Genomic DNA, 24,820 nt, shown 5'->3' on the forward strand with positions numbered 1-24,820 from the left:
CACGGCACCCTGATGTCGATTGCGCAAATGGGCGGGTTGGCTTATGATAATGGTCAATATAGTATAGGGGGGTAGGGTATGTCTCATTTGCATGCCGATAACGACGAGTTGCTCAATCGGGTTCGCAGAATTGCCGGACAGGTCCAGGCCATCGAGCGCGCGCTGCAGGCAAAGGCCGATTGTGGCAAGACGCTGCATCTTGTGGCGGCAACGCGCGGGGCATTGAACGGATTGCTTGAGCAGATTATTGAAGCGCATGCGCAATTTCATGTTGCCGATCCGGCGCTCAGCGATGAGCAACGCCAGGCGGGGGTGAACGAATTGCTCAAAGCGATTCGCCAGTATTCGAAATAAAAGGAATAAATGATGTATTCGGAACACAGTCCCCACAGCCATGCGTTTCTGGCCGCGTCCCATGATGAAAATGCCAGGCGGACCCTGTGGGTGGTCACCCTGACTTTTGTCATGATGGTCGTGGAAATTGCCGCCGGCTATGTGACCGGTTCCATGGCCCTGCTGGCTGATGGCTTTCATATGGCCACGCATGCGGGCGCCCTGGGCATCGCGGCAGGCGCATATGCGTTTGCACGGCGCAATGTGAACAACCAGCGGTTCAGCTTTGGAACCGGCAAGGTGGGAGATCTGGCCGGGTTTGCATCGGCGCTCATTCTTGCCATGGTGGCCCTTGGCATTGCCGTGGAGTCGGTCGCCAGATTGTTGAGTCCGACCAGCGTTGCGTTCGGGGAGGCGGCCATTGTCGCGACGGTCGGCTTGCTTGTCAATATTGTGAGCGCGCTCATGTTGTCGGGCGGCCATCATCACGGACACGATCATCACAGTCACCAACATCATGGCCATGCTGCTGAACACGACCATGCGCACGGATATGCACCCGGCGGCGACAATAATATGCGGGCGGCGTACATTCATGTGCTGGCCGATGCCCTGACCTCGGTCCTGGCCATTGTGGCCCTGCTGGCAGGCCGTTATTTTGGCTGGATTTGGCTGGATCCGGTCATGGGCGTGGTCGGCGCAATAGTTATCGGCAGATGGGCCTATAGCTTGATGAAAGCCAGCGCAGCTGTGTTGCTGGACGTGACAGACGAGCACGTTGCACAGGAAATTCGCGAAATTCTGGCGCCGGTGCCCGATATGAAAATCACAGACCTGCACGTTTGGCAGGTCGGGCCACAGGCGCGTGCGGCCATTGTCAGCGTGGCAGGCAGCGGGCTGACGGCTCAACAGATACGCGAGCAGTTATGGCCAGTCCATGAAATATCACATTTGACAATTGAATGCCAGGCGGCGCCCGCGCCGGCCAATGAGCCCTCAACCTTGGCAGTGATGCCACGTACCTAGGGTGTACGATCCGGGTCGGCTGGCTGCCTGCAAGGGCGTGACGGATCCGCGCAGCAGGCCGGGCCGGGATAGGCATGTGCAGCGGATCTGTCGCATGACCCACTGCCGCTTACGCTTTTGTTACCCAACTACTCGTGGATCGCCTGGCCAGAAGCCGACGAACCCACGAGCGGTACCCGTTTATTGTGTCGGGAAGGCCGGTTCCAGCCCGTTTTGCCGTATCGTTTGGACAGCGGCGGGAGAAGTCAGAAATTTGATCAGATCGTTGGCGCCCTGCTGATTGCGCGCATGCGTGGTCACCCCGGCCGAAAAGATAGTCGCTTTTTGCAAGGCGGGTGGCAACACGCCCACGTAATCGGCCCCTTTGATCGGCAACAGTTCACTGACCTGTTGCAAGCCTAGAGCCGCATCACCGCGGGCCACCACTGCACCTACGCGCTCGGAAACAATACGCTTGCTCTTGGACTTGACCTGGGCTTCAATACCCAGCTTCTTGATCAGTTCTTTTTCATAATAGGTGCCGCTGGCGCTGGCCGAATAGGCGATGGAAGGCGCAGCCAGCAGGGCGCGTTTTACCGCCTCGGCGTTGCTGATATCTGGTTTGGGGGCGCCTTTCTGGACCGAGATGCCGATGAGTGAACGAACCAGGTCCACCTGGCTGCCCTTGACGGCCTGACCTTTATTGACGAGCTGATCCAGTGATTTGCGGGCCAGGATAACCATGTCGGCGGGTTCCTGTCGATCCAGTCGGGCTGGAATGGAATCTGGCGCGCCGCCCATGGATGATCCATGGACAATTTCAACGTGATAGCCGGACTGCTTTTCAAATTGCGGGGCAAGCGCTTCGACCGACGAAGCAAAGCCGCCCGAAGAGATAACCGTTATCGTATTTTTTGGGGACTGTTCCGGCATATGGCCGCAAGCGGCCAGTGCGGTGGATAGTGCAAGTGTGACCAGCATCGCGCGGCGACGGGGGGATTTGACGAACATGTAGTTTTCTCCTTGGGAATGGTCTCTGGTATTAAATGATTGTGTTCTGCCGGTACTTGGCAGAGCGCGCACTGAGTTCAATTGCAGTGGCAACCACGGGTGGATGAATCTGTTTTTTGTATTGGTGCCGTATACCGACCAGCCACCCGAATCTACCCGGGGATCATGGCGATGGCCTTGCCCGGCGACCCCCATCCCTTGCTTAGCCAGATCAAACGTTCGCGCGCAGGCAGAAGTATGAATGATTTGGCCACCCGGTCTGTTTAGATACGGGCGGCCAAATGGTTGACGGGCTGGTTATACTATTTCCCGAGCAGCGGATCGGTTACGCCAAAGACATAAAAAGCCAGCATGGCAATAACGCCGGTAAAGATCAGATAGTACAGCGTTGGCTGGATGGTTTTGCGAAGCGTGTCCCCTTCCCGACCCAACAGGCCCACTGTTGCTGATGCAGCAACGACATTGTGAATAGCAACCATGTTGCCCGCGGCAGCCCCCACAGCCTGTACTGCTATCATCATGGCAGTGGAGATGCCTAGTTGCTGAGCGACATTAAACTGAAAGTCGGCAAGCATCAAATTGGAGGCCGTATTAGAACCAGTGATGAATGCGCCTAGTCCGCCCATGGCCGGAGCGAAGAAGGGATAAACGCTGCCTACTCCGTTGGCGACAAACTGAGCCATGGCAACCGGCATGGATACCAGATCTGCAGCATTTACACCTGAATTGATCAAAATCCGCACCATTGGAATGGTGAAAACCAGGACGAAACCGGCACCCAGAATGGTGCGGCATGATTCGCCAACGGCTTGCTTGACCTCATTGCCACTCATGCGATGCAGGAAAATCGTAATGAGCACAACGAAAATCAGGATCCCGCCGGGTAGATACAAGGGCTCCAGCGTACCTGAAACCTTGTCTTCGCCCATGATATTGCTCCATCCGAAACTCACGGTATTGAGCGCCTGCTTGATGGGTTCAACCGTACGGGAGATGACCAGAAAGACGGCCAGCAGAACATAGGGCAGCCAGCCGTTGAAGGTGGAAATGGGCGTTTTTCCCGCGGTTTCTACCGGTTTCACATCGATGTCACCAATCCAGGTCTTTGGCCATCGGCTTGCCTCAGGGAAGTCCCATGTCTCGCGAGGAATCAGAAAGCCGCGCTTTGCCGCAGGAATGACGATCGCCAGTCCGACCAGGGCGCCGATCATCGACGGAAACTCAGGCCCGAGGAACACGCCGGCCAGCATATAGGGAATCACAAAGCAGACGCCCACGAACAGGGCGAATGGCGCGATAGCAAGCCCTTCCTTCCACGAGCGATTTGCACCAAAAGCCCTGACCATAATCATGACCATGATCAGTGGCATCAATACGCCCACAACGCCGTGCGTTAGCGCGACTTCGGAGGTGATCAGGCGGAAATACTCTTCCCATGAGGAGCCTTGCGCGATCAACTGTTCGGTAATGCCCGCCTTGTTGACGCCGCCGGAGACGCCCACCACAATGGGGGTGCCAACAGCGCCAAAGGAGACCGGGGTTGACTGTATCATCATGCCCACAACCACGGCAGCCAGGGCAGGAAAACCAAGAACCACCATCAGGGGCGCCGCCACTGCGGCCGGTGTACCAAAGCCCGACGCACCTTCAATAAAGCAGCCGAACAGCCAGGCCACAATAAGCGCTTGCACGCGCCGGTCGGGACTGATGTCCGAGAACCCTTTGCGAATCGCCGTTATACCGCCCGAGTGCTTCAGGGTGTTGAGCAGCAAAATTGCGCCGAAGATAATCCATAGAATGGAGGCGGTCAGAATCAGGCCCTGCAGGGCTGAAGCGACCACGCGGTTGACGCTCATCTGCCATGCAGTAAGGGCGATCACGGTCGTGACAATGAATACAATGGGCATGACCACTTTGGCGGTCATTCTAAATCCGATCAATAGCACTCCGGCCAGAATCAGCGGCAGAAATGCAAGTAGCGCAAGCGCGGTGTTGCTCATATTATTGCTCCTTTTGTTCTACAAATCATTTTTTCCGACGGATGCACCTTTGAGCGCGTTTTGGTCACGTCAGACACCAGCAACAGTGTGTGGTATCTGCGAGCATGGCTGTCTCGACCATGCTCCGACAAAAAGGTACATAGAGAAAATGAATTGCCATATTAACCTGAATATTTAATGAATAAGTGCTGCACATGGCACAACGCTGACATTGCGTTGCGAGCCTGTACCGGCCTGGCGACGGACAGTCTGAGCCTTTGTTGGTTGGCCATGCGCCATGCGCCATGTGGTATGCGTTATGCGGGCATAACCGAGATCAGCAGAGCAAACGAGATTTCCGACAGGAGTGCAGGGCGCATTGCGCAGGTGTTTGTGACCGACAACGGGAGCGGCCATGAAAAATTCAACACCTGTTCGCATTACTCACTTTATTGTCCCCAGCTCATTCAGATAGCCGCGATAGAAGTCAATGAACTGCTGTGCGCGATAAGAGACCCGACGGCCTGGTGGGTAGACCGCGTAGATGCCGACCTGCGGTAACGCCCATTGTTGCAGCACAGGTTCAAGCCTGCCTGCCGCGATGTCTTCGGTTACGCTATGCTCGTCCAGTATTGAAATACCGTAACCTTGGCGCAGCATGGCACGCAGTGCGCCGGGTGAATCGACGCGGATGCGGGATCTGAGGTGTATGGTTTCGCTCGCGTTATTGGTATGCTCGAACGTCCATGTGAGCGGAGCAGGCAGCAAGGACAGGCAAATCCAGGGATGGTCTGCGAGATCGGCGGGAGTCAGGATGGGTTTTGCAGCGCGCAAATAGGTGGGGGAACAAACGACGAACTGGCGCATGCCGCCCAGCTTGATTGCGCGCATGGACGAGTCACGCAACCAGCCGACCCGAATCGAGGCATCAATACCTTCGCTGACCAGGTCCTGGACACGGTCACTTGACCGCAGGTCGATGTGCAGATCAGGATGGCGCCCGGCGAAGATCGCCACGGCGCCGGCCAGCGACAGGATGGAGTGATCAACCGTTGAGCTCAGTCGCAAGGTGCCGGACAGGGTTGTGCTGTCTTCCCCCAATTGGTCCAGGGTTTCCTGTAACAGGCCCAGCATGGGTTCACATTGCTCGAACAGTCGTCTGCCGGCATCGGTCAGATTGACCTGGCGTGTGGTTCGTGTAAACAGTGGAACCCCCAGATGCTTTTCAAGGCGGCTTATCTGAATGCTGACTTTGGCTTTGGTCATGCCCAGTTGCATTGCTGCCGCCGTGAACCCGCGCAAGCGGGCCACCATGCAGAAAATAGCGAGCGCGTTCAAATCAATGCCGGCAGCAGTGCTCATAATCATTATTGTTACTAATATAGAAACAATGAATTATAGTTTTTCCTGTTTATTGAATCAATGGCTTCTGTGATGATGTGTATTCTGGCCGTTTGGATACGCAGGTTTCCAGACATAGGCCAAATTACATTTTAGGAATTCAATATGAAAATCGCACTTATCGGCGCGACCGGTTTTATCGGTAGCGCCTTGCTGACAGAGGCCTTGGCGCGCGGGCACAAGGTAACAGCCCTGGTGGCGCACCCCGAAAAACTGCAGCCGCAGGACAATCTGACGATTGAGCAGACCGATGTGCTGGATGGCGTAAAACTGGCGACGCAACTGACGGGTCATGATGCAGTGATTAGTGCATTCAGTGGGCATGCCCAGCAGGACGTTTATGGATACTACATGAAAGGTGTGGATTCCATTATCGCGGCGACAAAACAGGCGGTGATCAAGCGTCTGCTTATTGTGGGCGGCGCAGGTAGCCTGTACGCCCAGCCGGGCGTGCTGGTTATCGATACGCCCGATTTCCCTCAACAGTGGAAAGCCACCGCTCAGGGCGCCAGGGATATTCTGACGCAACTGCGTAAAGACAGTGATCTGGACTGGACTATGTTGAGCCCGTCGGCAATCATTGAACCTGGCGAGCGTACCGGCTCGTTCAGGCAGGCCGATGATGAACTGATTGTGGATGCCGGCGGCCAGAGTCGCATTTCTACTCAGGATTTTGCGCTGGCCATGATCGATGAACTGGAAACGCCCCGGCACGTACGGGCGCGATTCACGGTCGGTTACTGATACGGTTTTTGGTGTAACTGCAACAGCCCTGGCGAACGAACTGTTGAGGGTTGCTGCGGCGGGCATGCCTATTGTGCACTAGTGTGCCTATAGGCCAGAGAGATGGCGGCCCCAATGGAAGGTTACCCGTGCCCGGGAATATCATTGTGCCGCCTGTCAGGGTTTTATTTAACGTGCCACTCGCTGACTTACACACTGTCCTTCCCGGTTCCGTTAACTGATATCGCTGGGCGGTGCGATCGGGACCGGGGCAAACGTGATCTGCAACGCAGTTGGTGCCAGGTTCATGCTGCGCCGATATTTGACCGGCATACGCAGGAAGATCGCGCCTTGGGTACAGATCAGGTCAATCATAAGAGACACCACCGCTGTCGTGCATGAACAGAAGATTACCATCCGATCACTTTTCGTTGATGATCGTCCGGCGTGCCTTTATTGCTGGGAGATATCACAAGCGCGATTGAGATTATCGACGGTCCGATGCACCGGTGTCCGGACCAGCCGCTGATCGCGTTTGAAACTGCTAAGAACGCGGCGACAACGTCGCTAGGTGCGTGTATCGGTGACCACTTCGCTGAGCTGCAGTATCGGGCTCAGATCCGTGTAGTTTGGAATGTCGCCCAGAATTTCATCGGCGTGCGGCCCGAATCCTGCCTGGAAGTCTTCGGCGCTGTCGCAGAAAATATGACACATACCGATATAGGTAGGAGGGGCATCTGGCGTGCCACCGGCGATACCCCGGTCTATGGTGTAATATCGGCAACGCTCGCCCATGCGCTCCTTGAGCAGAGGCAAATGCTTGTCACGATAGTAATCGTGGTCAAAGCGCGCGCCTGGGGTATTGGGGTACATCACACTGACTTTAATCATTACAGCGTCTCCTTTGTCGATGAAATAATTATTTTTGTGTATCTTAGCGCATTACGCCAGGTTGGCTGGCAAGCAATTGTATATGCCCAGCCGGTTTTGTTATTTGAGGCCGATCAAGATAACAGCCCATGTCGTGGGTTAATGCAAGCCAACAAACTGTTGCGCAGCCTGTAGTGTGAGCTTGTGCAGCAGCCGTTCGGCCTGCTGTTCGGTTGCACCCTCATGCCGCAGGTTGCTGATGAACACAGACAGCGAGGCATCAACCAGCTTGAGCCGTTCATTGGGGTCGGGCGCAAACTCCAGTCCCGACAGATGCTGAACATTGCCGTTATCAAGCCGCCGCCATCCGTTGGCTGCAAATTTGGGCAGAGTACTCATGAGCGGCTTCCTTGTCGTGTGTTGCGGCGGCCTCGGCGAGGACGCATAACGTATATAGCCCATTGTACCCAGTTAATGTGTCGCGATCGATGGCAGCGCGCATGATAGCAGCGCAAATTATCCGATAACGAGTGCGCGGTTCAATGTCGTTAAGGGGCAGCGCTTGATCCATAATCAGCGGCCTGGGCCGGTCGTCATACCAACCAGACGAGTGCGGCGCATTCATGACATTAAGGCCGGCGCGCCAGAGCGCGCTTTTCCGTATCTGGCAACAGTGCGGCGACAATACCCAGTAGCGGCAGATAGGCGCAAACGCTGTACACATAGGAGATGCTTGTAGTGTCTGCCAGATGTCCCAGCGCTGCTGCACCGACGCCGCCCATGCCAAACGCGAAGCCGAAGAACAGACCGGCAATCATGCCGGTTTTACCGGGCACCAGTTCCTGGGCATAGACCACAATGGCGGAAAACGCCGACGCCAGGATCAGACCGATAATGACAATGAGGATGCCGGTCCAGAACAGATTGGCGTGCGGCAGCAACAGGGTAAAGGGGGCGACACCCAGAATTGACGCCCAGATGACCCGCTTGCGGCCGATGCGATCGCCGATCGGCCCGCCTACGATGGTGCCGACGGCGACGGCAGCAAGAAAAATGAACAAATAAAGCTGGGAGGTGCGTATCGACAGGGCAAATTTTTCCATCAAATAAAACGTCAGGTAGCTGCTCATGGAAGCCATGTAGAAATATTTCGAGAAAATCAGCACGCCGAGGACAGCCAATGCAGCGATGATTTTGTTGCGCGGCAGTTCAATCGCATTGGCCGAGCGTTTGGAGCGCAGGACGAGCAGGCCCCGGTTGCGCTCATACCAGCGTCCGATCTGCAGCAGCACCACCATGGCCAACAGGGCGGCCAGTGAAAACCAGGCAACGCTACCCTGACCATGAGGCAGAATAATCAGCGCAGCAAACAGGGGCCCCAGCGCAGAGCCGACATTGCCGCCAACCTGGAACAGTGATTGCGCCAGGCCGTGTTGCCCGCCCGAGGCCATACGGGCAATGCGGGATGATTCCGGATGAAATACCGACGAACCGGTACCCACCAGAATGGCGGCCAGCAGCAAAAATGGAAAGGAAGGCGCGACCGACAGCAGCAGCAGGCCCAACAGCGTTGAACCCATGCCGATGGTTAATGAATAAGGCTGCGGGTGCTTGTCGGTGTAATGGCCGATAAGGGGTTGCAGCAGCGAGGCGGTAATCTGATAGACCAGCGTGATCAGGCCGATTTGCGCAAAGCTCAGGCTGAAGTCATCCTTGAGCATCGGGTAAATGGCCAGCAGGATGGACTGGATCATGTCGTTCATCATATGGGCGACACTGATCGCACCAAGCACCTTGAAGGCGGTGCTGTTTTCGGGCTGGGAGGGGCGTATGGCGGCGGATTCTATCGACATTGCATTCACATATATATGACATTCGCAATCAGTAAGTGTAGCCGTGCTAGAATTAATGAAAGTGCCAATTTTCGTCGAGAAAGTGACAGTGATGCATCCGCTTCCCAGAAGCGTCAACGCAGAAGACTACCAGAACATTGCCCCCGCCGTGGCCGCCATGTCCAAGGAGTTTGCGGCCGGTACGGGATCGGCGACGCATTCGCATCGGCGCGCGCAACTGCTTTTTGCATCGCGCGGCGTGATCCGCGTAAGCACCGACAAGGGTTATTGGCTGCTGCCGCCGCTACGTGCCTTATGGGTGCCACCCAATGTTCCGCACTGCACGATGGCGGTTTCCCACGTGGACATGCGCACGCTGTATATTGATGCAGGCGCTGCCAGATCATTGTGGGCCGGTTGCCAGGTGATCGAAGTCAGCAACCTGCTGCGCGAGCTGATCCTGAGCCTGACCGCCGAACCCGTCATCTATTCGCAAAATGAACGGGGTGGCCGGATTGCAGCGCTGATTCTTTCGGAACTGCCGTCAGCCGAAACCGTGGCCACCCAGATCCCGTGGCCGCGGGATCGTCGGCTTATATCCATCTGCACCACCATCATGGATCAGCCCGGACTGAGCCGTCCGTTGGGGGCGTGGGCCGATGCAGTGGGCGCCAGTGAGCGCACGCTGATTCGGCTGTTTCAGTCAGAACTGGGAATGAATTATCGTCAATGGCTGCAGCAGGTCAGGCTGGCAGACGCGGTATGCAGACTATCGATGGGCCAGTCCATCGGGACCATTTCACGGGAACTGGGCTACCGCAGTCCCAGTGCGTTCAGCGCGATGTTCCGCCGTGCGCTGGGCATGCCGCCCAATCTGTATTTGCACCCGGCAAAGCTATGATGTGCCCTGTCCCAATTGCCCTGACGACCAGGGACGGGCTGTCTGCTTTATCTCATGGGGCAGGTAGACGCTTTGCCTGCCTGAAGCGCCATCCTCGGCATTGTGCTCAATGCCCACCAGGCCGGCACCATGTCAGGTGCCATATCACATTCGTCAATCAGGACGATGGCGGCTCGCGCCGCGCTTCCAGTTCATCCAGCGACTGCTCGCGCAGTGCCTGCGGGAAGCCGGCAGTCATGGTTTCCAGTGCGTTGAAAATACGCTCCCAGCCTTCGTCCGTGCGTATGGGAATGCCCAGGAACTGGCTTTCGGTCTTGGCGCGCAACATTAAATAAAGGACTCCGGCAAGCATGATGCTCACGGTCGCGGGCATATCAATTTCCGGAGTCAGGCCATCGACCCGATCAATGAATGCGCGGGCGGCCTTCTCGCGCCGCTGGGCCAACTTGGCGGTGACCTCATTGAGTTCCACCAGTTCCCAGCGGCGCACTTCACGCAGCGTGTCGTTGCTGGTCAGTGCGTCAACCTGGGCATGCAGCATGGACAGGACCAGTTGCTGGGGTGTCTGCTGGCTTGATTCGTCGTTGCCCAGCATCCCGCGGTGGCCGGTCCAGAAATCCTGCTCCTGCATCCAGGCCAGCAGCAGCCCGTCCAGCCCGTTGAAGTAACGATAAATCAGTTCCTTGCTCACGCCCGCGCGGCGGGCAACGGCGTTGATACCAATGCCTCCCATCCCGGCTTCGCGGATTTGGGCTTCCAGGGCCTGGAGGATCTGCTGTTCTGTTTGCTGACGACGGGACATAGGAATCCGCAAGTGTATGAAAACTGCATCAGTGATGCCGATAACTCATTCTACAAGAGAAAAACAATACCGGCGCGCGGTTTGATTCGGCTATACTAAAAAGTGACTTTATGGTCACATTTTGCTGTTTGCCCTCTGTGCAAATCCGGTAGCCGGAACGTGTCCATTTGCCAGCAGGCTATTGCTGATCTGCCCGCCTTTATTTTTGCCAACTGAACTACAAAGAGTATTCTCGTTATGGAAAACAATCATTTCGTCTCGACCGACGAAATCCGCACCCGGTTTTCAACTGCCATGTCCAATATGTATGGGCAGGAAGTGCCGCTTTATCGCGATCTGCTTGAGCTGGTTGCCGACGTTAACGCACAGACGCTGCAGGAAAATCCGCAATTGCAAGCGCAATTGAATGAGTCCGGCGAAATCCAGCGCCTGAACCTGGAGCGACACGGCGCCATCCGTCTGGGTACGGCTGCCGAGCTGTCCGGCATTCGGCGAGTTTTCGCGGTGATGGGGCTGCAGCCGGTGGGTTATTATGATTTGTCGGTGGCCGGGGTACCGGTGCACGCCACGGCGTTTCGGCCGGTGGACGATGCTTCGCTGGCAGCCAATCCGTTTCGGGTGTTCACCTCCTTGCTGCGCCCGGAATTGATTGACGATGAAGCGTTGCGCACCAAGGCCGCCGCGATTCTGGAAAAGCGCTCCATATTCAGCGCACGCGTTTTGGAACTGGCAGAAAAATTCGAAACCGAAGGCGGCCTGAAAAGCGAACAGGCTGATGAGTTCGTGATACAGGCCACTGATATTTTCCGCTGGCACAATGAAGCGACGGTGAGTGTTGAAACGTATAACCAGTTGCTTGACGCCCACCGGTTGATTGCAGATGTGGTTTGCTTCAAAGGTCCCCATATCAACCATCTGACGCCCCGCACGCTGGATATTGACGCGGCACAAAAGGAAATGCTCAATCGCAATATTCCTGCCAAGGAATCCATCGAGGGCCCGCCTACCCGGCGCCACCCGATTCTGTTGCGCCAGACCAGCTTCAAGGCGCTGGAAGAGAACGTAACGTTCGACTCCGGTACCGAAAAAGTGGTTGGCGCCCATACCGCGCGCTTTGGTGAAATTGAACAACGCGGTCTGGCCCTGACGCCCAAGGGACGCGCCCTGTATGATCAGTTGTTATTGCGCGCCCGCGAATCGGGCGAACAGGCTGACGGCACTTATGCAGAGCGCCTGGCGAGCGTGTTCACTGAGTTTCCAGACGATCTGGCGGCGATCCGCAAAAGTGGCCTGGGCTACTTCCGCTACAATCTGACGCAACAGGGACGCGTTGCCAATGGCAAGCAGATCGCCAATGCGGACGATATCGACGCCTTGATTGACGCCGGACTGGTTCACGCCGAGCCGATTATTTACGAAGACTTTCTGCCCGTCAGTGCCGCCGGTATTTTCCAGTCGAATCTGGGTGGCGATGACCAGAAAAGCTATCAGGCAAGTGCTGCCCGGGCCGCATTCGAAGAAGCGCTGGGTGCAAAAGTCAACGACGAGTTTGCATTGTACGAAGCCGCACAGCAACGCTCGCTTGATCAGCTTGCCGGGCAACTGAAAAAATAAGACTGGCAGGCCGGTCGCGCTGTCGTGGCCGGCTTTGATCCAGAGCGGGTAATTTGGCCCTTATCTTGCCTGTATCGTGCCCGTATCGTGCCCGTATCGTGCCCGTATCGGGGCTGTATCACACGTCCAGCTGGGAGTTACAGGTCATTCGAATGGCGCTGCACCCTGAGGCTAGATCGCGCCTATTGCCGTTGTCTTTCTGCGAGCGTTGCGTGCCGCTCGCGACCGATGACCGGCGGCACCCTGCATGAAAAAGTATAAATAAGAATACATCTTATTACCAGTTATGCTACAATTTTCTGTTGTCAAGTCAATCATTTTGTTACCCTCGCGACTCCCTGTCCGGGCCCTCTGATGTGCGTGTATCGCGTGTGAATTTATAGCTCACCGAATGCATCCAGGCACAGGCGGCACGATACCCAGGTGTGGCGTTTTGCCTGCGGCAGATCAACGCCGCGATGCGTTTGGGTGGGTAACCTTTGCAGTTTGAATCAGAAGTGGAGTCATTTTTCATGCAATTTTGCAAGTCTCAAGCTCGTCGCGGGTTGCTGACCGGCATATTGGTGGTAGCCGCCAGCGTCGCGCTGCCATTGCACGCCTTGACCGTTGATCATGCAAGCGGGAAAACCACCATCGAAGGCGAGCCAAAGAAAACAGTTGTCTTTGATCTGGCCTCGCTAGACACCATGCATGCGTTGGGCATAGAGGCTTTTGCTGTGCCCGAGGCCAAGTACATCAATCAACTGGCTGCCTACGCGGAAAAATCGGTTCCAAAGGTCGGTTCACTGTTTGAGCCCAGCTACGAAGCGGTTAATGCGCTGTCGCCAGACCTGATTATTGTGGGTGGCCGTTCGGCCCCCAAGTATGCGGAATTGAGCAAACTGGCGCCCACCATTGATTTGACCGTCAATGCCAAAGACCTGCTGGCCAGCGTCAAACGCAACACGCTTACGCTGGCAGACATTTTCAATAAGCAGGACAAAGCCAAGGAACAACTGGGCCGGCTGGACCAGTCCATAGCGGCGCTCAAGCAGAAGGCCGGCAATGCTGGCTCGGGGCTAATCATTCTTACCACCGGCGGCAAAGTCAGTGCGTATGGTCCGGGTTCCCGCTTCGGTATTCTTCATGACACCTTCGGCATTCCCGCTGCGGCGCCCGACCTGTCCACGTCAAATCACGGGCAGGCGGTGTCATTTGAGTTTATTTATAAAACCGACCCGCAGTGGCTGTTTGTGATTGACCGGGATGGCGCCATCGGCCGCGAGGGTGTGGCCGCCGGCAAGCTGCTCGATAACGAGCTGATCCATAAAACCACCGCCTGGAAAAAGAAGCAGATTGTCTATTTGAATGCAATGGATTGGTATTTGCTCGGTAGCGCCGGGCTGACCGCTATGCAGCAGAACGTGGACCAGCTGTCCAAAGCACTGGACGGCAAGCAGTAACCATGGCGCGCTCGCAAGTCCGGGCCCCGGCGTTCTTGACGATTGACGCCATAGTGGGCCTTTCATGAGCGGTTATCCCGAAGGGCACAGAAGCAATAAACTGATGCAGCCCCTACTGGTCTGCATGCTGCTATTGCTTCTGTGCTTTTTGTTTCTGGTCAGTCTGTTTCTGGGCGCGGGCGATATGTCGCTGGCCGCGTTATTGCGTCTGGATAGCGAAGCCTGGCAACTGCTGCTGATCAGTCGCCTGCCGCGTACCCTTGCATTGGTGCTGGCAGGCACCTCATTGGCCGTTGCGGGGCTGATCATGCAAATGCTGGTGCGCAACCGCTTTGTCGAACCCTCCACGGCCGGGACCGTTGAATCTGCCACCATGGGAATCCTGGCTGTCACATTATTGGCGCCGGGGATCTCTGTGCTTGGGAAAATGCTGGTTGCCGCCTTGTTCGCCCTGGCCGGCACGTCGGTGTTTTTGCTGATCCTGCGGCGCATTCCTTTGCGTTCCGCCTTTCTGGTCCCTGTGGTCGGTCTGGTTCTGGGCGGCGTCATACAGGCTGTTACCACCTTCTTTGCTTACCAGTACGATTTGCTTCAGGCCTTGCATACGTGGACCATGGGCGATTTTTCTGGTGTCCTGCGAGGGCGCTACGAACTGTTATGGGTGGCGTTTGCCCTTTCCTGCGCTGCCTATTTCGCTGCAGACCGCTTCACGGTGCTGGGCATGGGTGAGCAATTTACCACCAACCTGGGGCTTAATCACAAACGCCTTATGCTGATTGGCATGGTTCTGGTGTCGGCCATCAGTGCCGTGGTCGTGGTCACTGCGGGCAGTGTGCCGTTCCTGGGCCTGCTGGTGCCCAATGTGGTGAGCCTGATCTTTGGCGATAATATGCGGCGCTCGCTGCCGTGGGTGGCCTTTCTTGGAGCGCTGTTTGTACTGGCTTGCGATATTGTCGGTCGCCTGATCATTTATCCGCATGAAATTCCAATCGGTACGGTAGTGGGCGTGGTCGGTAGCGGGTTGTTCCTCTATCTACTTCTGAACAGGCGGTCTCGTTTTGGCTAAGCTGTCACCCGCCCTGCGGCTTTATCTGCTGGCTTTTTTTGCGCTGCTGTCGGTAGCCGCGTTCATGACATGGGGCGCCAACGGCCACTGGGACTTCGTGCTCTCGTTTCGCGCCAGCAAGCTGGCCGCGATGCTGCTGGTGGCCTATGCTGTTGCGGTGTCGTCTGTGCTGTTTCAAACCATCACGCATAACCGTATTCTGACGCCATCGATCATGGGATTTGATGCGCTCTATACCCTGATTCAGGCTGTGGTTATATTCTGGTTTGGCATGACTGCGGGAGGCCAGTGGGGCATGACAGGCAAGTTCGTGCTGGAAGTCGGTGTCATGACCGTTTTCGCCTGCCTGCTGTTCCAATGGATTTTCTCCGGTGCTTCGCATAGTCTGCATCTGCTGTTGCTGGTCGGGATCGTGTTCGGGCTGCTGTTTCGCAGCCTGTCCGGCCTGATGGTCAGAATGATTGATCCCAACGAGTTTCTGTTTCTGCAGGACAAAATGTTTGCCAGTTTCAATGCCATTCGCACCAATCTGTTGCTGGCCTCAATGGCGATGGTAGGGGCCGTGTCGCTGATCGGCTGGCGGCTGCGCCGCGCCTATGATGTGCTGTCGCTTGGTCGCGAGGTAGCAATCAACCTGGGAATCCATTACCGCAAGACACTGTGGCTCACCCTTGTGCTGATTGCCGTGATGGTGTCGGTGTCAACGGCGCTGGTGGGGCCGGTTACGTTTTTTGGATTGCTGGTGAGCAATCTCGCATACATGATCATGCAAACCGACAAACACAAATATACGGTGCCGGCTGCCGTGCTGCTTGGTATTGTTGCGTTGGTAGGCGGCCAGACCGTGCTGGAGCATGGCCTGGCGCTCAATACCACGGTCAGCGTGGTGATTGAGTTTGCCGGCGGGCTGATGTTTATCGCGCTGATTGTGCGCAAGGGACAACGATGATAAAGGTCAATGGTGTCAGCAAGGACTACGCGAATTTGCGCGTAGTGGATGATGTTTCAGTGCAAATTCCCCGGGGTGGCGTCACTTCCATAGTCGGCCCCAATGGCGCCGGCAAATCCACATTGCTGGGCATGATTAGCCGCTTGCTGCCCATGTCTGCCGGATCGGTTGAGGTTGGCGGGCTGGATATCGCTCGCACCGATACGGCCGAACTGGCCCGGCATTTGTCCATTTTACGCCAGGACAACCATCTTTCCCTGCGCCTGACGGTTCAGGATGTAGTGGCGTTTGGCAGATATCCGCATACGCATGGTCGCTTGACGGTGCAGGACCGCAGCCATGTCGAGCGCGCCATGGCTTATCTGAATCTCAATGGGCTGGAGCAGCGATTTCTGGATGAGCTCTCGGGCGGGCAGCGCCAGCGTGCCTTCATTGCAATGGTGCTATGCCAGGACACGGAATATGTCCTGCTGGATGAGCCGCTGAACAGCCTGGATATGAAAAATGCCGTTGACATCATGAAGGTGATGCGGCGTGCAGCCGACCAACTGCATAAGACGGTTGTGATGGTGTTGCACGATATCAACTTTGCATCCTGCTATTCGGATCTGATCATCGGAATGCGCAACGGCAAGGTTCTGCACCAGGGCCCGCCGCAGACTTTCATTCAGCCACCGGTGCTCAAGGAGCTATACGGACTGGATGTGGTCGTGCACGAATGGCAGAATAATCGGATTTGCGTTCATTACACCTGACATAGCAGCACACTGAGACAGGCGCTACACCTGCCAGAGCGCGGTGTGCAGGGCGGCTTGCGGCTCGCCGCCTGCACAGTTGGCATAGTCGGTATGGTCAAAGAAACCCGCGGCGGCCTCAGTCGCGGTCTCATCAGGATGTCGGGCCGGGACGCAGCGAGCCGTCTGCCTCGTCATTCCCATCTTCATCGGGCACCCGTTGTTCCAGCTCATTGCCCAGTACATCTTCCGAGCCACCGCGGCTCGGTGCCAGTTTGCGCGGCGTATGCCCGGCCGCAGGCGCCTTGCCTTTGGGCGCTTGCGCGTGCTCAGCCTTGCGTCCAAGATCTACCCGTGCCGAGGGTGCGTTGCCGTCCTTGTCCTGGCCAAAATAAACCACGGTATGCGGGTATGGCAGTTCGATATTGGCGGCGTTGAAATGTTTCTTGACCAGACGGTTATAACCGCGTTGCACCGCCCATTGCATGCCGGGCGTGGTTTTGACCAGCACCCGAATAGTGACGCCGCGTTCATTGATGGCTGTCACGCCGGGGATGGTAATTTCTTCCAGTATTTCGGGGGACAGCACTTCATCCTGCATCAATTCCGCAAACGCGGCGCGCAGGTGTTCGATGGCGTCGTCTACATTTTCACGATGTGCAATGGTGTACTCACCCATATGATAGGAAAAATCACGCATGTGGTTGGCTACGACATCAACCGACGAGAACGGAATCAGGTGATAGCCGCCGTCCATGGTGCGAATGCCTACCGAGCGGATGGTCATTTTTTCCACGGTGCCAAAAACCCCGCCCGCTTCCACGACATCATTCACATTCATGCCGTTTTCAAGCTGGATGAAAATGCCCGTGATAATGTCCTGCACCAGCTTTTGCGCGCCAAAACCAATGGCCAGACCCACCACACCGGCGCCGGCAATCAGCGGGCCGATATTGATGCCGATCTGGGACAGCAGGACCAGGGCCGTCATGGTGATGATCACAATCAGCGCAGCATTGCGAAACAGTGACAGCAGCGTTTTTTCGCGAGCGCTGGGCGCCCGGTTGCCCGTGCCGCTCAGGCGGCTCTCGATGATACTCGCAATAATGGTCCATGCCAGTGCGGCGAACAGCAGGATGATGGCCACATGCACCGCTGTGCTGATGGTTGCGCGGCCCGATTCGGACATGACCCACGCAGACAGGTCGAATGCATGCCATGCGTCCAGCACAAACAGTACTACGATGACAAGCGTAATCAAACGCAGGCCTTTGAGTATTGCCGGAACATATGAATTGACGCGTGCTTCCAGTAGTGGCAGCCGGGCACGAAGCTCATCGGACAGCCGGATCGGGTGGCTCAGAATGGCAGTCAGAATGGCGGAGAGCAGCAGTCCAAGGGCAATCGCCGCCAGGCTTTGCACCGTGGCGCGCGCCATGAACGGCAGGGCATCGACCGGATCGATCTGGCTGACAACGAGCAGAACGGTGAAATAGAGAATGGCCAGAATATGCCAGACACGGGCCAGCAGGCGCAGCATGGTTGCAAAAAATGCAGTGGAAGTCTGATTGGCGCGTTCTACGATCCGTTCACGTATCAGGGCCCGGTTATTCCATACCACCCGCAGGGCATAAATATACATGCCAAGCATGATGAGCAGGCCGACCAGATTACCCAATGCCGCAGTAAACAGGGCTGTGACGACAGGTACGACAACCAGCATGCCGTAGCCGGTGATGCCAATCAGGCTACACAGCCAGCCGTTCCAGTACATGGCAACTTCGTCACGCATTGGAAACAGCCGCAGTTGCGGAAAGCGCGTTGCAAACACCGTGCGCACCAGCGCCCTGGCAATTTCAACGGCGACAAAGGCATTGACAAAGAGCGATTCGAATGTGCCCACGGTCGCGTCAGGCCCCGCGACCGCCAGCGCAACGCTATATCCGACAACACCGGCCAAGGCAATGGCAGCGACATCGACAATGAGCGCGCCAATGACAGCTGCAATTTTTTTCAGTGTCGCAGGCTGGGCCAGGCGACGCCGCCCGAGGGCGGGTGTCGGCTGGCCGACCCAGCGATTGATAATGGAAAAGATGCGCGCGGCCAGCAAGCGCAACAAGACAAAGGCGATGACCGTGGCTGCGATAACCAGTGCAAAATTGGCCAGCGTCGATTGCCAGTCGGTCATGCCGGAGCCGCCAGTGCCTTCACCGCGCGCCATGGCGCCGATTGCCGCCGCCGCATCGCCCATATCGTTCAACAGTTTGGTCAGAAAAAATTGCGTGCTGTCGGCGACCCGGCGAGGCAATGAATCGTCAAGACTGCTCTGTGCGTCGCTGGACGCCGCTTGCTGTGCAGCGGGCGCCTGCGCGCGCAGTTGCTCTATGAGTTGCTGACGCGTCTTTTCGTTTTCCAGCAAATCGGCCAGTTGCGCGGCAGAGGCAGGCGCGATGTCGGGTTCAGGAGAGGGGGCAATCTGGGCACCTGCAGTATTCAGATGCAGCAGTGCAGCGAGCAGCAGAAAAAATGGGAGAAATAACCGGAGGATAAGGGCGGACAACGGTCTGGCTGCCTGCGCGCCCGTTAGTCTGGATTTCTGCGACCCTCTTGCAAACCGTTCAAGCACTATCCTAACTCCTTGTCCAATAGGGTTACTCAGAGGCCGGCAGCCGTGACATCCTGATTACAGCTGCAATATGACGCACGCTATTTACTGGTATTAACACTACTGACATGACACGCTTGACAGGCATAGCTCGTTGGTATGCGGCACGCTGGCTCTGAGGATACTATACGGTAACACGATTGCTATAGTGAATGAAAGCGGCAAGACGGCTTACCGGACGATCCCTTGCCAGTCAGGGCCGGCGCATGCCTAGCGTCCGCCAGCCAGATCAATAAACGAGCCGGTCACGTATGACGCTTCATCGGACAGCAGCCAGGCTATGGCCGATGCGACCTCTTCTGGCTGACCACCACGTAGCATGGGAATCTGGCTGCTGACGCGATCAACCCGGCCGGGTTCGCCGCCATCAGCGTGGATATCTGTATAGATAAACCCCGGCCGCACACCATTGACCCGGATTCCTTGGGGGGCCAGTTCCAGCGACAGACCTCGGGTGAATATATCAACGGCGCCCTTGGATGCAGCGTAATCCACGTATTCACCGGCAGCGCCGGTGCGGGAAGCCACCGAGGAAACATTGACGATGGCGCCACCGGGTTGCATGCGTTTGAGCGCTTCCCTGCTGCACAGAAAATAACTCGTCACATTGGTGGAGAGCGTTTTGTTGATGCGTTCTGCATCCATCTCGGTCACTTTCATCTGCTTGAACAGCACGCCGACATTATTGACCAGATGGGTGACCGGGCTTAGCAGCTCGTCCATTTCGGCAAAGAGCCGTACCACTTGCGCCTCTTCGGAGACGTCGGCGCCAATGGCAATGCACGGGACGGAAAATTGCTCCTTGATCTGGGCGACCAGGGTCTCGGCGGCCTGTTCGTTTCGATGATAATTAATGCAAATGCCATATCCTTTGGCGGCCAGGTATTTGGCAGTTGCCGCGCCAATGCCGCGACCTCCGCCGGTAATCAACGCCGTTTTGTCCATCCCGTTCTCCTGTTTTGCATCATGTCACGATGTCAGATAATACCGCGTGGCTTGTGCAGGAGTAAAGCGGACCTATCGCCTTGACCGGTTAAGTGGCGATATGTTTTCCTATGAATTGGAGAACAGAGGTATTAAACGCCTGCGGTTGTTCCCAGTTGGAGCAATGACCGGCTTCCTTGATTATTACCGTCTCGGCTGCTGGAAAGTGCGATGCCTGCAGACGCAATACGGACGGCGGCACATAAAGATCGGCGTCGCCAGTCATAAGCAATACCGGTACCTTGATGCTTTTCAGATTTTTCCAGTTCAATTCATTTTTTATTTCCGGCATGACTCTGCCTCCGGGCCGCGCAGCTTCTGCCAGTGCCTTCCATTGGTCGTGCCCTTCTGGATTGCCGGCGCGATATGACGGACCCAGCTCCTTGAAGTCAACGGGCAAGTCGTTGAAAAACGGCGGCCTCAGCCGTTTTTGCATGATGCTGTATGCATCGTCCCTGACACCTAGCATTGAAGAGGCCAGCGTCAGGCTCAGTACTTTGGCCGGATGGGACAGACTGTAGTCCAGTGCAAAGTAACCGCCGTGGGCTACCGCCACCAGATGTGCGCGTTCAATATTCAGATGCTGAAGCAGCCGATCCAGGTCATCGGATGCGACGCCGGGGTTACTGATATCACCCAAATCGGACTTGAAATAGCCACGCCGCGAATAGCCAATAGCACGATAACCGGCAGATGCAAATGCCGCTTGCTGGTATCCCCAGCCGGCTGCGCTCTGGCTGCCGGCGTGCATGAAGATGACGACTTCACCATTGCCGCCGGTGTCCCAATACCACAAGCGGGTGTCACCGAGATCGGCAATAGCATCTGTTACGGGCACTTGCGCCGGGATGGGTGACGCAGGCCACATTGGGGTGGTCTTTATTGTGTCTGCCATGGCTGCTTGCGGCCACAGCTCAGAAACACCGGCGATGGCTGCGCCAGTCAATAAGCTGTGTTTGAAAAAGTTCCTGCGACTATTTTGCGGTTCGCAATCCTGAAGGTGCGGTGAGCATGCCATTGTTTTTTCCCCTTTAAGTTGGTCGGATAAGGCGGTTTTCGATTTATTTTTGTAAATAGGAGATGCCGCCGCCCGGTAGGTCAGGAACGGCGATGTGACCTTGTTCGATCGGCAGGCTTTCGAATGGATCGTCCTCGAGGTGCTGATGTTCGGACAGTTCACAGGCATAGGGCAGCTGTTTGATGACACTGGCAGCCTGAGCTGCCATTGCCTGTAGCAGACCAGGGCCGAATGCAGCGCCAACCCGGCAGATGACATTCCCTGCCTCACATATATGAACCGCCTGCATAAACCGTCGTATACCACCGAGTTTGGTTATTTTCAGGTTGATCACATCAGCCTGCCGGTTCGCCACCAGTCTGAATACGTCGCTGACTGTCTGCGCGCTTTCATCGGCCTCTATGGCCGCAGGCAAGGTCCGGGTCAATAATGCCAGACCTTCGGTGTCCGATGCGGGCACGGGCTGCTCGATCAATGCAATATCGTAACGCTCCATTTTCGAAAATGCTTGCAGCATCTGCTTGCAGCTGTAGGATTGATTTGGATCCAGCGTTAATACGGTACCGGCACCGGCGGCGTTGCGCACTGCGGCGATCCGCTCAATGTCCAGCTTAGTGTCTCCGGAGAGCTTGAGTTTGAGCTGACGGTAGCCCGCCGTGACAAGCAATTCCGCCTTGTGGGCCATATCTGATGGCGATTTGATGGCCAGAATGCGCGATTGGGCAATTGTGTCGTGCATACGTCCACCCAATAGGGTGGCGACACTGAGCCCCTTGCGTTTTCCCAGCAGATCATGCAGAGCCATGTCTACAGCAGCTTTTACGCTGCAGTTGAAAGCAAGTAGCAGATCCAGCTCCTCCATGACAGACGCAATACTGTCGATTCGGCGATGCTGCAATGCAGGTCTGATCCAATCCAGAGCGCTGCGTGCACCGGCGCCGTGAGTGGTAATCGCCGGTATGGCGTGAACGTATCCCAGGCCTGTCACACCTGCGTCGTCTGTCAACTCAAGGATATGCCCCTCCAATTGAGGCACCAGAGCACGTGCAAACTTCCAGCTCGGGTCCTTCAGGCGCTGGGTACATTCTATGATCTTGACGTCGACGATTTCCAATGCAATGTTCCTGTGTATGAGTGCGCTTCGAGATATAAGTGTTCTTGGGCAGCCCGCGATGATGGCGATGGTGCCAACGCTCGGGTTTGTCTGCATGATACGTTTGCCGGCGGTTGCCAGCTACCTCAAAAACCGCAATTCAGAATTGCTGTTGCTGCGCTGGCCTAGCGCCACATTTACGCCATAAAGTAAGGGTTATCGTGGCAGCGTTTACGCCTGAGTAGGCGCTGTCCGGTCTGGAAAACAAAATAAAACCATGTTGGAGACAAAGCCGCTATGCGCAAGTTATTGTTGATGTTCATCTTGTTTTCTCCCGGCATCCTGGCGCCGGCCGCTAACGCCGCTTCCTGGCCGACAAAACCACTGCGTCTGATTGTTCCGTATACCGCGGGCGGGCCCACAGACGGTGTCGCCCGACTCATTGCCCAGCACCTGGAAGAAAATCTTGGGCAAGCGGTCGTGGTACAGAATCGGCCAGGCGCTGGCGGTGCAGTTGGTGTGGGGGAGGTTCTGCGGGCTGCGCCCGACGGCTATACGCTGGCGCTGGTCGCGCCAGGCCCTGTAGCCGGGTTACCCGCCCTGCAGGCGCTCCCATATAAACTATCGGATATTCAATATATTGCCGGGGTGGCCAGATACCCTTCTGTGATTTCGGTCGGCGCCAAATCGGCCATATCAACATTGCAGCAATTGGTGGATACGGCAAAAAAGGCGCCTGGCACGCTCAATTACAGTTCAGCCGGCAATGGCACCACACCACATATTGGTGCAGAGTTGTTTCGGCAGGAAGCCGACATCGACACGCTGCATATCCCCTATAAGGGAGCCGCGCCTGCAACGACTGCATTGCTGGCAGGTGAAGTGCAGTACGAAATGTCGGATCTTGCCCCCGTATTGCCATTTCACCGGGCGGGTAAGCTCAAAGTGCTTGCTGTTGCAGGCAAGGAGCGTTTGTCTCAATTGCCGGATGTGCCGACAACAGTCGAGTCCGGGTTGCCGGCGGTCATCATGGAAACGCTGTATGGTCTGATCGGGCCGGCTGGAATCGATAAGACGATCATTGAACGCCTTGGGCAGGCGGTCACGGATGTGACCGCCACCGAGCATGTCAGACAATTTCTGTATGAGCAGGGCGGCGCGCCGGCAAATCTGAATGACGATCAGTATCGTCAGACGATGATGGCCGAGTTCAACAAGTGGAAACGGGTGGCGGAAAAAGGGGATATCAAGCTCAATTGAATGGTAAGCTGCAGACGCAATTGTCAATACTGGCGGGCGATGAGCCTGCCTTGGGATTACAACGTCATGCAGCCAGAGCGCGTCGCTACCGATTTTCAAATTAACTTATCGTCGGATTTGAACCGGTGGCGGTTCTTTGTGGTCATTGCCCAATTGGGCAGCCTGACCCGTGCCGCGGCTTTTCTGGATAGCAATCAGTCTTTGCTGAGCCGGCAGTTGAATGCGCTTGAGCGCGAATGCGGTGTCCGGCTTTTCAACCGCACCGGGCGTGGCGTGACGCTTACCGAGACTGGAAGCCAGATTTTTGATCGGGTGGTGGCGCTGCTCAAAGATGCAGAGCAACTGGATCAGCGTTTACAGGACTATGTCAAAGCCCCCGTCGGCAAGGTCACGTTTGCCTGTTTTGGCTCGATCGGCGCGACGCTTGCTGGCCGGCTATATGATGATCTTCGCAAGGATGCACCGGGCGTCAGCTTGTGCTATATGGAAGGTAATGTAGGGCAGATCGAAGCCTGGCTTGCCGACGGGCGTGCCGATATCGGCATAGTGTATCGGTATGGAGAGGTACTGCCAGAGCAGGAATTTGAACTGGCTACGGTAGACAGCTATCTGGTGGGTAGTGCCAACGATCCGCTTACCTCCCGTGCCGAGGTCGAATTCAGTGAGCTAAGGAATTTGTCGTTTGTACTTCCTGGAGCACCTAATGAATTGCGCAATACGATGGAGTCTTTGGCGCGCGATATGGGATTTTCCATCGCGGTTTCAATGGAGACCAACTCGTTGACGTTGATGAAACTGATGGTCGCGCAAAAGGGGCTGCATACAACACTGCCCATCCATTCTGTCCTGGATGGTGTCGCCGGCGGCCGCCTCCAGGCCTCACGTATTGTGAATCCACCGATAAGGCGGTTGATTTCAATGGCCATTTCAAAAAGCAAGGGCCCTTCCAGAACGGTTTCGCTGGTATCGACAAGATTGTTTGGTCTGGCACGCTCGATATTGGTTGATCACTAGCGGGGCAAAACAGATTATTGCAGTGCACCCATCCGGATGGTATCTGGTCGGGTGCACTGTATCCGGGTGGGGGTCCGCGGTTTTTGCTGCAGTCAGCAGTGTTGGGACGCTGGGCTTGGCGCCT

General features: G+C 56.2%; 23 protein-coding genes and 1 pseudogene. 11 read left to right on the forward strand and 13 right to left on the reverse strand.

Annotated features, from left to right (window positions below; genetic code table 11):
• Positions 1-78 precede the first annotated feature (78 nt).
• Together INT32_RS07410 and dmeF are read left to right on the forward strand one after the other, a co-directional pair.
• Positions 79-354: a metal/formaldehyde-sensitive transcriptional repressor gene (locus INT32_RS07410; RefSeq protein ID WP_193088098.1), complete on the forward strand. Its 276-nt coding sequence runs from the start codon at positions 79-81 to the stop codon at positions 352-354.
• Positions 355-366: 12 nt separating this feature from the next.
• The gene (gene dmeF, locus INT32_RS07415) at positions 367-1,359 is read left to right on the forward strand and encodes a CDF family Co(II)/Ni(II) efflux transporter DmeF (protein ID WP_193088273.1); all 993 of its coding nucleotides are present in this window, start codon (positions 367-369) and stop codon (positions 1,357-1,359) included.
• A 180-nt stretch (positions 1,360-1,539) separates the two neighbouring features.
• On the opposite strand, the gene INT32_RS07420 is transcribed toward dmeF, so the two are convergent.
• From INT32_RS07420 to INT32_RS07430, 3 genes are all read right to left on the reverse strand, one after another.
• Entirely contained in the window at positions 1,540-2,349 is an 810-nt protein-coding gene (locus INT32_RS07420; protein WP_193088099.1) for a substrate-binding domain-containing protein, read from the reverse strand.
• 302 nt (positions 2,350-2,651) lie between these two features.
• Positions 2,652-4,349 (reverse strand): L-lactate permease, encoded by a 1,698-nt coding sequence (locus INT32_RS07425; protein WP_193088100.1) that lies wholly within the window; start codon positions 4,347-4,349, stop codon positions 2,652-2,654.
• Between the two features lie 423 nt (positions 4,350-4,772).
• Positions 4,773-5,696: a LysR family transcriptional regulator gene (locus INT32_RS07430; RefSeq protein WP_226816695.1), complete on the reverse strand. Its 924-nt coding sequence runs from the start codon at positions 5,694-5,696 to the stop codon at positions 4,773-4,775.
• 138 nt (positions 5,697-5,834) lie between these two features.
• Here INT32_RS07430 and INT32_RS07435 point away from each other — a divergent pair, with 138 nt between their 5' ends.
• Entirely contained in the window at positions 5,835-6,473 is a 639-nt protein-coding gene (locus INT32_RS07435) for an NAD(P)-dependent oxidoreductase (protein WP_193088101.1), read from the forward strand.
• Between the two features lie 213 nt (positions 6,474-6,686).
• Here the strand turns inward: INT32_RS07435 and INT32_RS07440 are convergent, their stop codons facing one another.
• The 4 genes from INT32_RS07440 to INT32_RS07455 all read right to left on the reverse strand — a co-directional run bounded on the left by INT32_RS07440 (position 6,687) and on the right by INT32_RS07455 (position 9,175).
• On the reverse strand, positions 6,687-6,827 hold the full coding sequence (locus tag INT32_RS07440) for a hypothetical protein (RefSeq protein ID WP_193088102.1): 141 nt from the start codon (positions 6,825-6,827) through the stop codon (positions 6,687-6,689).
• 192 nt (positions 6,828-7,019) lie between these two features.
• Positions 7,020-7,343, reverse strand: coding sequence for an EthD family reductase (locus INT32_RS07445; RefSeq protein WP_193088103.1), 324 nt, complete (start codon positions 7,341-7,343; stop codon positions 7,020-7,022).
• A 138-nt stretch (positions 7,344-7,481) separates the two neighbouring features.
• Positions 7,482-7,721, reverse strand: coding sequence for a hypothetical protein (locus INT32_RS07450; protein ID WP_193088104.1), 240 nt, complete (start codon positions 7,719-7,721; stop codon positions 7,482-7,484).
• Between the two features lie 230 nt (positions 7,722-7,951).
• Positions 7,952-9,175, reverse strand: a complete 1,224-nt coding sequence (locus INT32_RS07455; protein WP_193088105.1) for an MFS transporter — start codon at positions 9,173-9,175, stop codon at positions 7,952-7,954.
• Positions 9,176-9,230: 55 nt separating this feature from the next.
• Here INT32_RS07455 and INT32_RS07460 point away from each other — a divergent pair, with 55 nt between their 5' ends.
• A complete protein-coding gene (locus INT32_RS07460; RefSeq protein WP_226816698.1) occupies positions 9,231-10,055 on the forward strand; it encodes a helix-turn-helix domain-containing protein in 825 nt (274 codons plus the stop codon).
• Between the two features lie 157 nt (positions 10,056-10,212).
• On the opposite strand, the gene INT32_RS07465 is transcribed toward INT32_RS07460, so the two are convergent.
• Positions 10,213-10,857 (reverse strand): TetR/AcrR family transcriptional regulator, encoded by a 645-nt coding sequence (locus INT32_RS07465; protein WP_193088106.1) that lies wholly within the window; start codon positions 10,855-10,857, stop codon positions 10,213-10,215.
• 237 nt (positions 10,858-11,094) lie between these two features.
• Between INT32_RS07465 and INT32_RS07470 the strand changes: the two genes are divergently transcribed.
• The 5 genes from INT32_RS07470 to INT32_RS07490 all read left to right on the forward strand — a co-directional run bounded on the left by INT32_RS07470 (position 11,095) and on the right by INT32_RS07490 (position 16,683).
• Positions 11,095-12,471 carry a VOC family protein gene (locus tag INT32_RS07470; protein ID WP_193088107.1) on the forward strand — a complete coding sequence of 459 codons (1,377 nt, stop codon included), beginning with the start codon at positions 11,095-11,097 and terminating at the stop codon, positions 12,469-12,471.
• Between the two features lie 512 nt (positions 12,472-12,983).
• Complete coding sequence (locus INT32_RS07475) at positions 12,984-13,913, forward strand: siderophore ABC transporter substrate-binding protein (protein WP_193088108.1); 930 nt, start codon at positions 12,984-12,986, stop codon at positions 13,911-13,913.
• A gap of 64 nt (positions 13,914-13,977) precedes the next feature.
• Positions 13,978-14,979: an ABC transporter permease gene (locus tag INT32_RS07480; RefSeq protein ID WP_370540194.1), complete on the forward strand. Its 1,002-nt coding sequence runs from the start codon at positions 13,978-13,980 to the stop codon at positions 14,977-14,979.
• Positions 14,972-15,928, forward strand: coding sequence for an iron chelate uptake ABC transporter family permease subunit (locus INT32_RS07485; protein ID WP_193088110.1), 957 nt, complete (start codon positions 14,972-14,974; stop codon positions 15,926-15,928). The genes INT32_RS07480 and INT32_RS07485 overlap by 8 nt, the downstream gene beginning before the upstream one ends.
• Positions 15,925-16,683 carry an ABC transporter ATP-binding protein gene (locus INT32_RS07490; protein WP_193088111.1) on the forward strand — a complete coding sequence of 253 codons (759 nt, stop codon included), beginning with the start codon at positions 15,925-15,927 and terminating at the stop codon, positions 16,681-16,683. Before INT32_RS07485 ends, INT32_RS07490 begins: the two co-directional genes overlap by 4 nt.
• 133 nt (positions 16,684-16,816) lie before the next feature.
• On the opposite strand, the gene INT32_RS07495 is transcribed toward INT32_RS07490, so the two are convergent.
• The 5 genes and pseudogenes from INT32_RS07495 to INT32_RS07510 form a co-directional block, all read right to left on the reverse strand.
• Positions 16,817-19,288, reverse strand: a complete 2,472-nt coding sequence (locus INT32_RS07495) for a mechanosensitive ion channel domain-containing protein (protein WP_370540195.1) — start codon at positions 19,286-19,288, stop codon at positions 16,817-16,819.
• Between the two features lie 249 nt (positions 19,289-19,537).
• Complete coding sequence (locus INT32_RS07500; RefSeq protein WP_193088112.1) at positions 19,538-20,272, reverse strand: SDR family oxidoreductase; 735 nt, start codon at positions 20,270-20,272, stop codon at positions 19,538-19,540.
• Between the two features lie 88 nt (positions 20,273-20,360).
• Positions 20,361-21,206, reverse strand: a complete 846-nt coding sequence (locus INT32_RS07505) for an alpha/beta fold hydrolase (RefSeq protein WP_255509673.1) — start codon at positions 21,204-21,206, stop codon at positions 20,361-20,363.
• Positions 21,207-21,212: 6 nt separating this feature from the next.
• Positions 21,213-21,329: pseudogene (locus INT32_RS22355) on the reverse strand (twin-arginine translocation signal domain-containing protein); the annotation flags it as partial.
• Positions 21,330-21,372: 43 nt separating this feature from the next.
• A complete protein-coding gene (locus INT32_RS07510; protein ID WP_193088114.1) occupies positions 21,373-22,539 on the reverse strand; it encodes a mandelate racemase/muconate lactonizing enzyme family protein in 1,167 nt (388 codons plus the stop codon).
• A gap of 180 nt (positions 22,540-22,719) precedes the next feature.
• Here INT32_RS07510 and INT32_RS07515 point away from each other — a divergent pair, with 180 nt between their 5' ends.
• Entirely contained in the window at positions 22,720-23,682 is a 963-nt protein-coding gene (locus INT32_RS07515; protein WP_193088115.1) for a tripartite tricarboxylate transporter substrate binding protein, read from the forward strand.
• A 39-nt stretch (positions 23,683-23,721) separates the two neighbouring features.
• Positions 23,722-24,696: a LysR family transcriptional regulator gene (locus INT32_RS07520; protein ID WP_226816701.1), complete on the forward strand. Its 975-nt coding sequence runs from the start codon at positions 23,722-23,724 to the stop codon at positions 24,694-24,696.
• Positions 24,697-24,820: the final 124 nt, after the last annotated feature.

It is taken from the genome of Advenella sp. FME57 (assembly GCF_014897675.1).
Classification (GTDB): Bacteria; Pseudomonadota; Gammaproteobacteria; order Burkholderiales; family Burkholderiaceae_B; genus Advenella.

Bases quoted from the DNA above. Each gene is read 5' to 3' on its own strand.
- INT32_RS07515 (WP_193088115.1), top strand. From the start codon at position 22,720: ATGCGCAAGTTATTGTTGATGTTCATCTTGTTTTCTCCCGGCATCCTG.
- INT32_RS07430 (WP_226816695.1), bottom strand. From the start codon at position 5,696: ATGATTATGAGCACTGCTGCCGGCATTGATTTGAACGCGCTCGCTATT.
- INT32_RS07465 (WP_193088106.1), bottom strand. From the start codon at position 10,857: ATGTCCCGTCGTCAGCAAACAGAACAGCAGATCCTCCAGGCCCTGGAA.
- INT32_RS07435 (WP_193088101.1), top strand. From the start codon at position 5,835: ATGAAAATCGCACTTATCGGCGCGACCGGTTTTATCGGTAGCGCCTTG.
- INT32_RS07475 (WP_193088108.1), top strand. From the start codon at position 12,984: ATGCAATTTTGCAAGTCTCAAGCTCGTCGCGGGTTGCTGACCGGCATA.
- INT32_RS07470 (WP_193088107.1), top strand. From the start codon at position 11,095: ATGGAAAACAATCATTTCGTCTCGACCGACGAAATCCGCACCCGGTTT.
- INT32_RS07450 (WP_193088104.1), bottom strand. From the start codon at position 7,721: ATGAGTACTCTGCCCAAATTTGCAGCCAACGGATGGCGGCGGCTTGAT.
- INT32_RS07490 (WP_193088111.1), top strand. From the start codon at position 15,925: ATGATAAAGGTCAATGGTGTCAGCAAGGACTACGCGAATTTGCGCGTA.
- INT32_RS07410 (WP_193088098.1), top strand. From the start codon at position 79: ATGTCTCATTTGCATGCCGATAACGACGAGTTGCTCAATCGGGTTCGC.
- INT32_RS07510 (WP_193088114.1), bottom strand. From the start codon at position 22,539: ATGCAGACAAACCCGAGCGTTGGCACCATCGCCATCATCGCGGGCTGC.
- INT32_RS07480 (WP_370540194.1), top strand. From the start codon at position 13,978: ATGAGCGGTTATCCCGAAGGGCACAGAAGCAATAAACTGATGCAGCCC.
- INT32_RS07500 (WP_193088112.1), bottom strand. From the start codon at position 20,272: ATGGACAAAACGGCGTTGATTACCGGCGGAGGTCGCGGCATTGGCGCG.
- INT32_RS07460 (WP_226816698.1), top strand. From the start codon at position 9,231: ATGAAAGTGCCAATTTTCGTCGAGAAAGTGACAGTGATGCATCCGCTT.
- INT32_RS07455 (WP_193088105.1), bottom strand. From the start codon at position 9,175: ATGTCGATAGAATCCGCCGCCATACGCCCCTCCCAGCCCGAAAACAGC.
- INT32_RS07420 (WP_193088099.1), bottom strand. From the start codon at position 2,349: ATGTTCGTCAAATCCCCCCGTCGCCGCGCGATGCTGGTCACACTTGCA.
- INT32_RS07445 (WP_193088103.1), bottom strand. From the start codon at position 7,343: ATGATTAAAGTCAGTGTGATGTACCCCAATACCCCAGGCGCGCGCTTT.
- INT32_RS07440 (WP_193088102.1), bottom strand. From the start codon at position 6,827: ATGATTGACCTGATCTGTACCCAAGGCGCGATCTTCCTGCGTATGCCG.
- INT32_RS07425 (WP_193088100.1), bottom strand. From the start codon at position 4,349: ATGAGCAACACCGCGCTTGCGCTACTTGCATTTCTGCCGCTGATTCTG.
- INT32_RS07505 (WP_255509673.1), bottom strand. From the start codon at position 21,206: ATGGCAGACACAATAAAGACCACCCCAATGTGGCCTGCGTCACCCATC.
- dmeF (WP_193088273.1), top strand. From the start codon at position 367: ATGTATTCGGAACACAGTCCCCACAGCCATGCGTTTCTGGCCGCGTCC.
- INT32_RS07520 (WP_226816701.1), top strand. From the start codon at position 23,722: ATGAGCCTGCCTTGGGATTACAACGTCATGCAGCCAGAGCGCGTCGCT.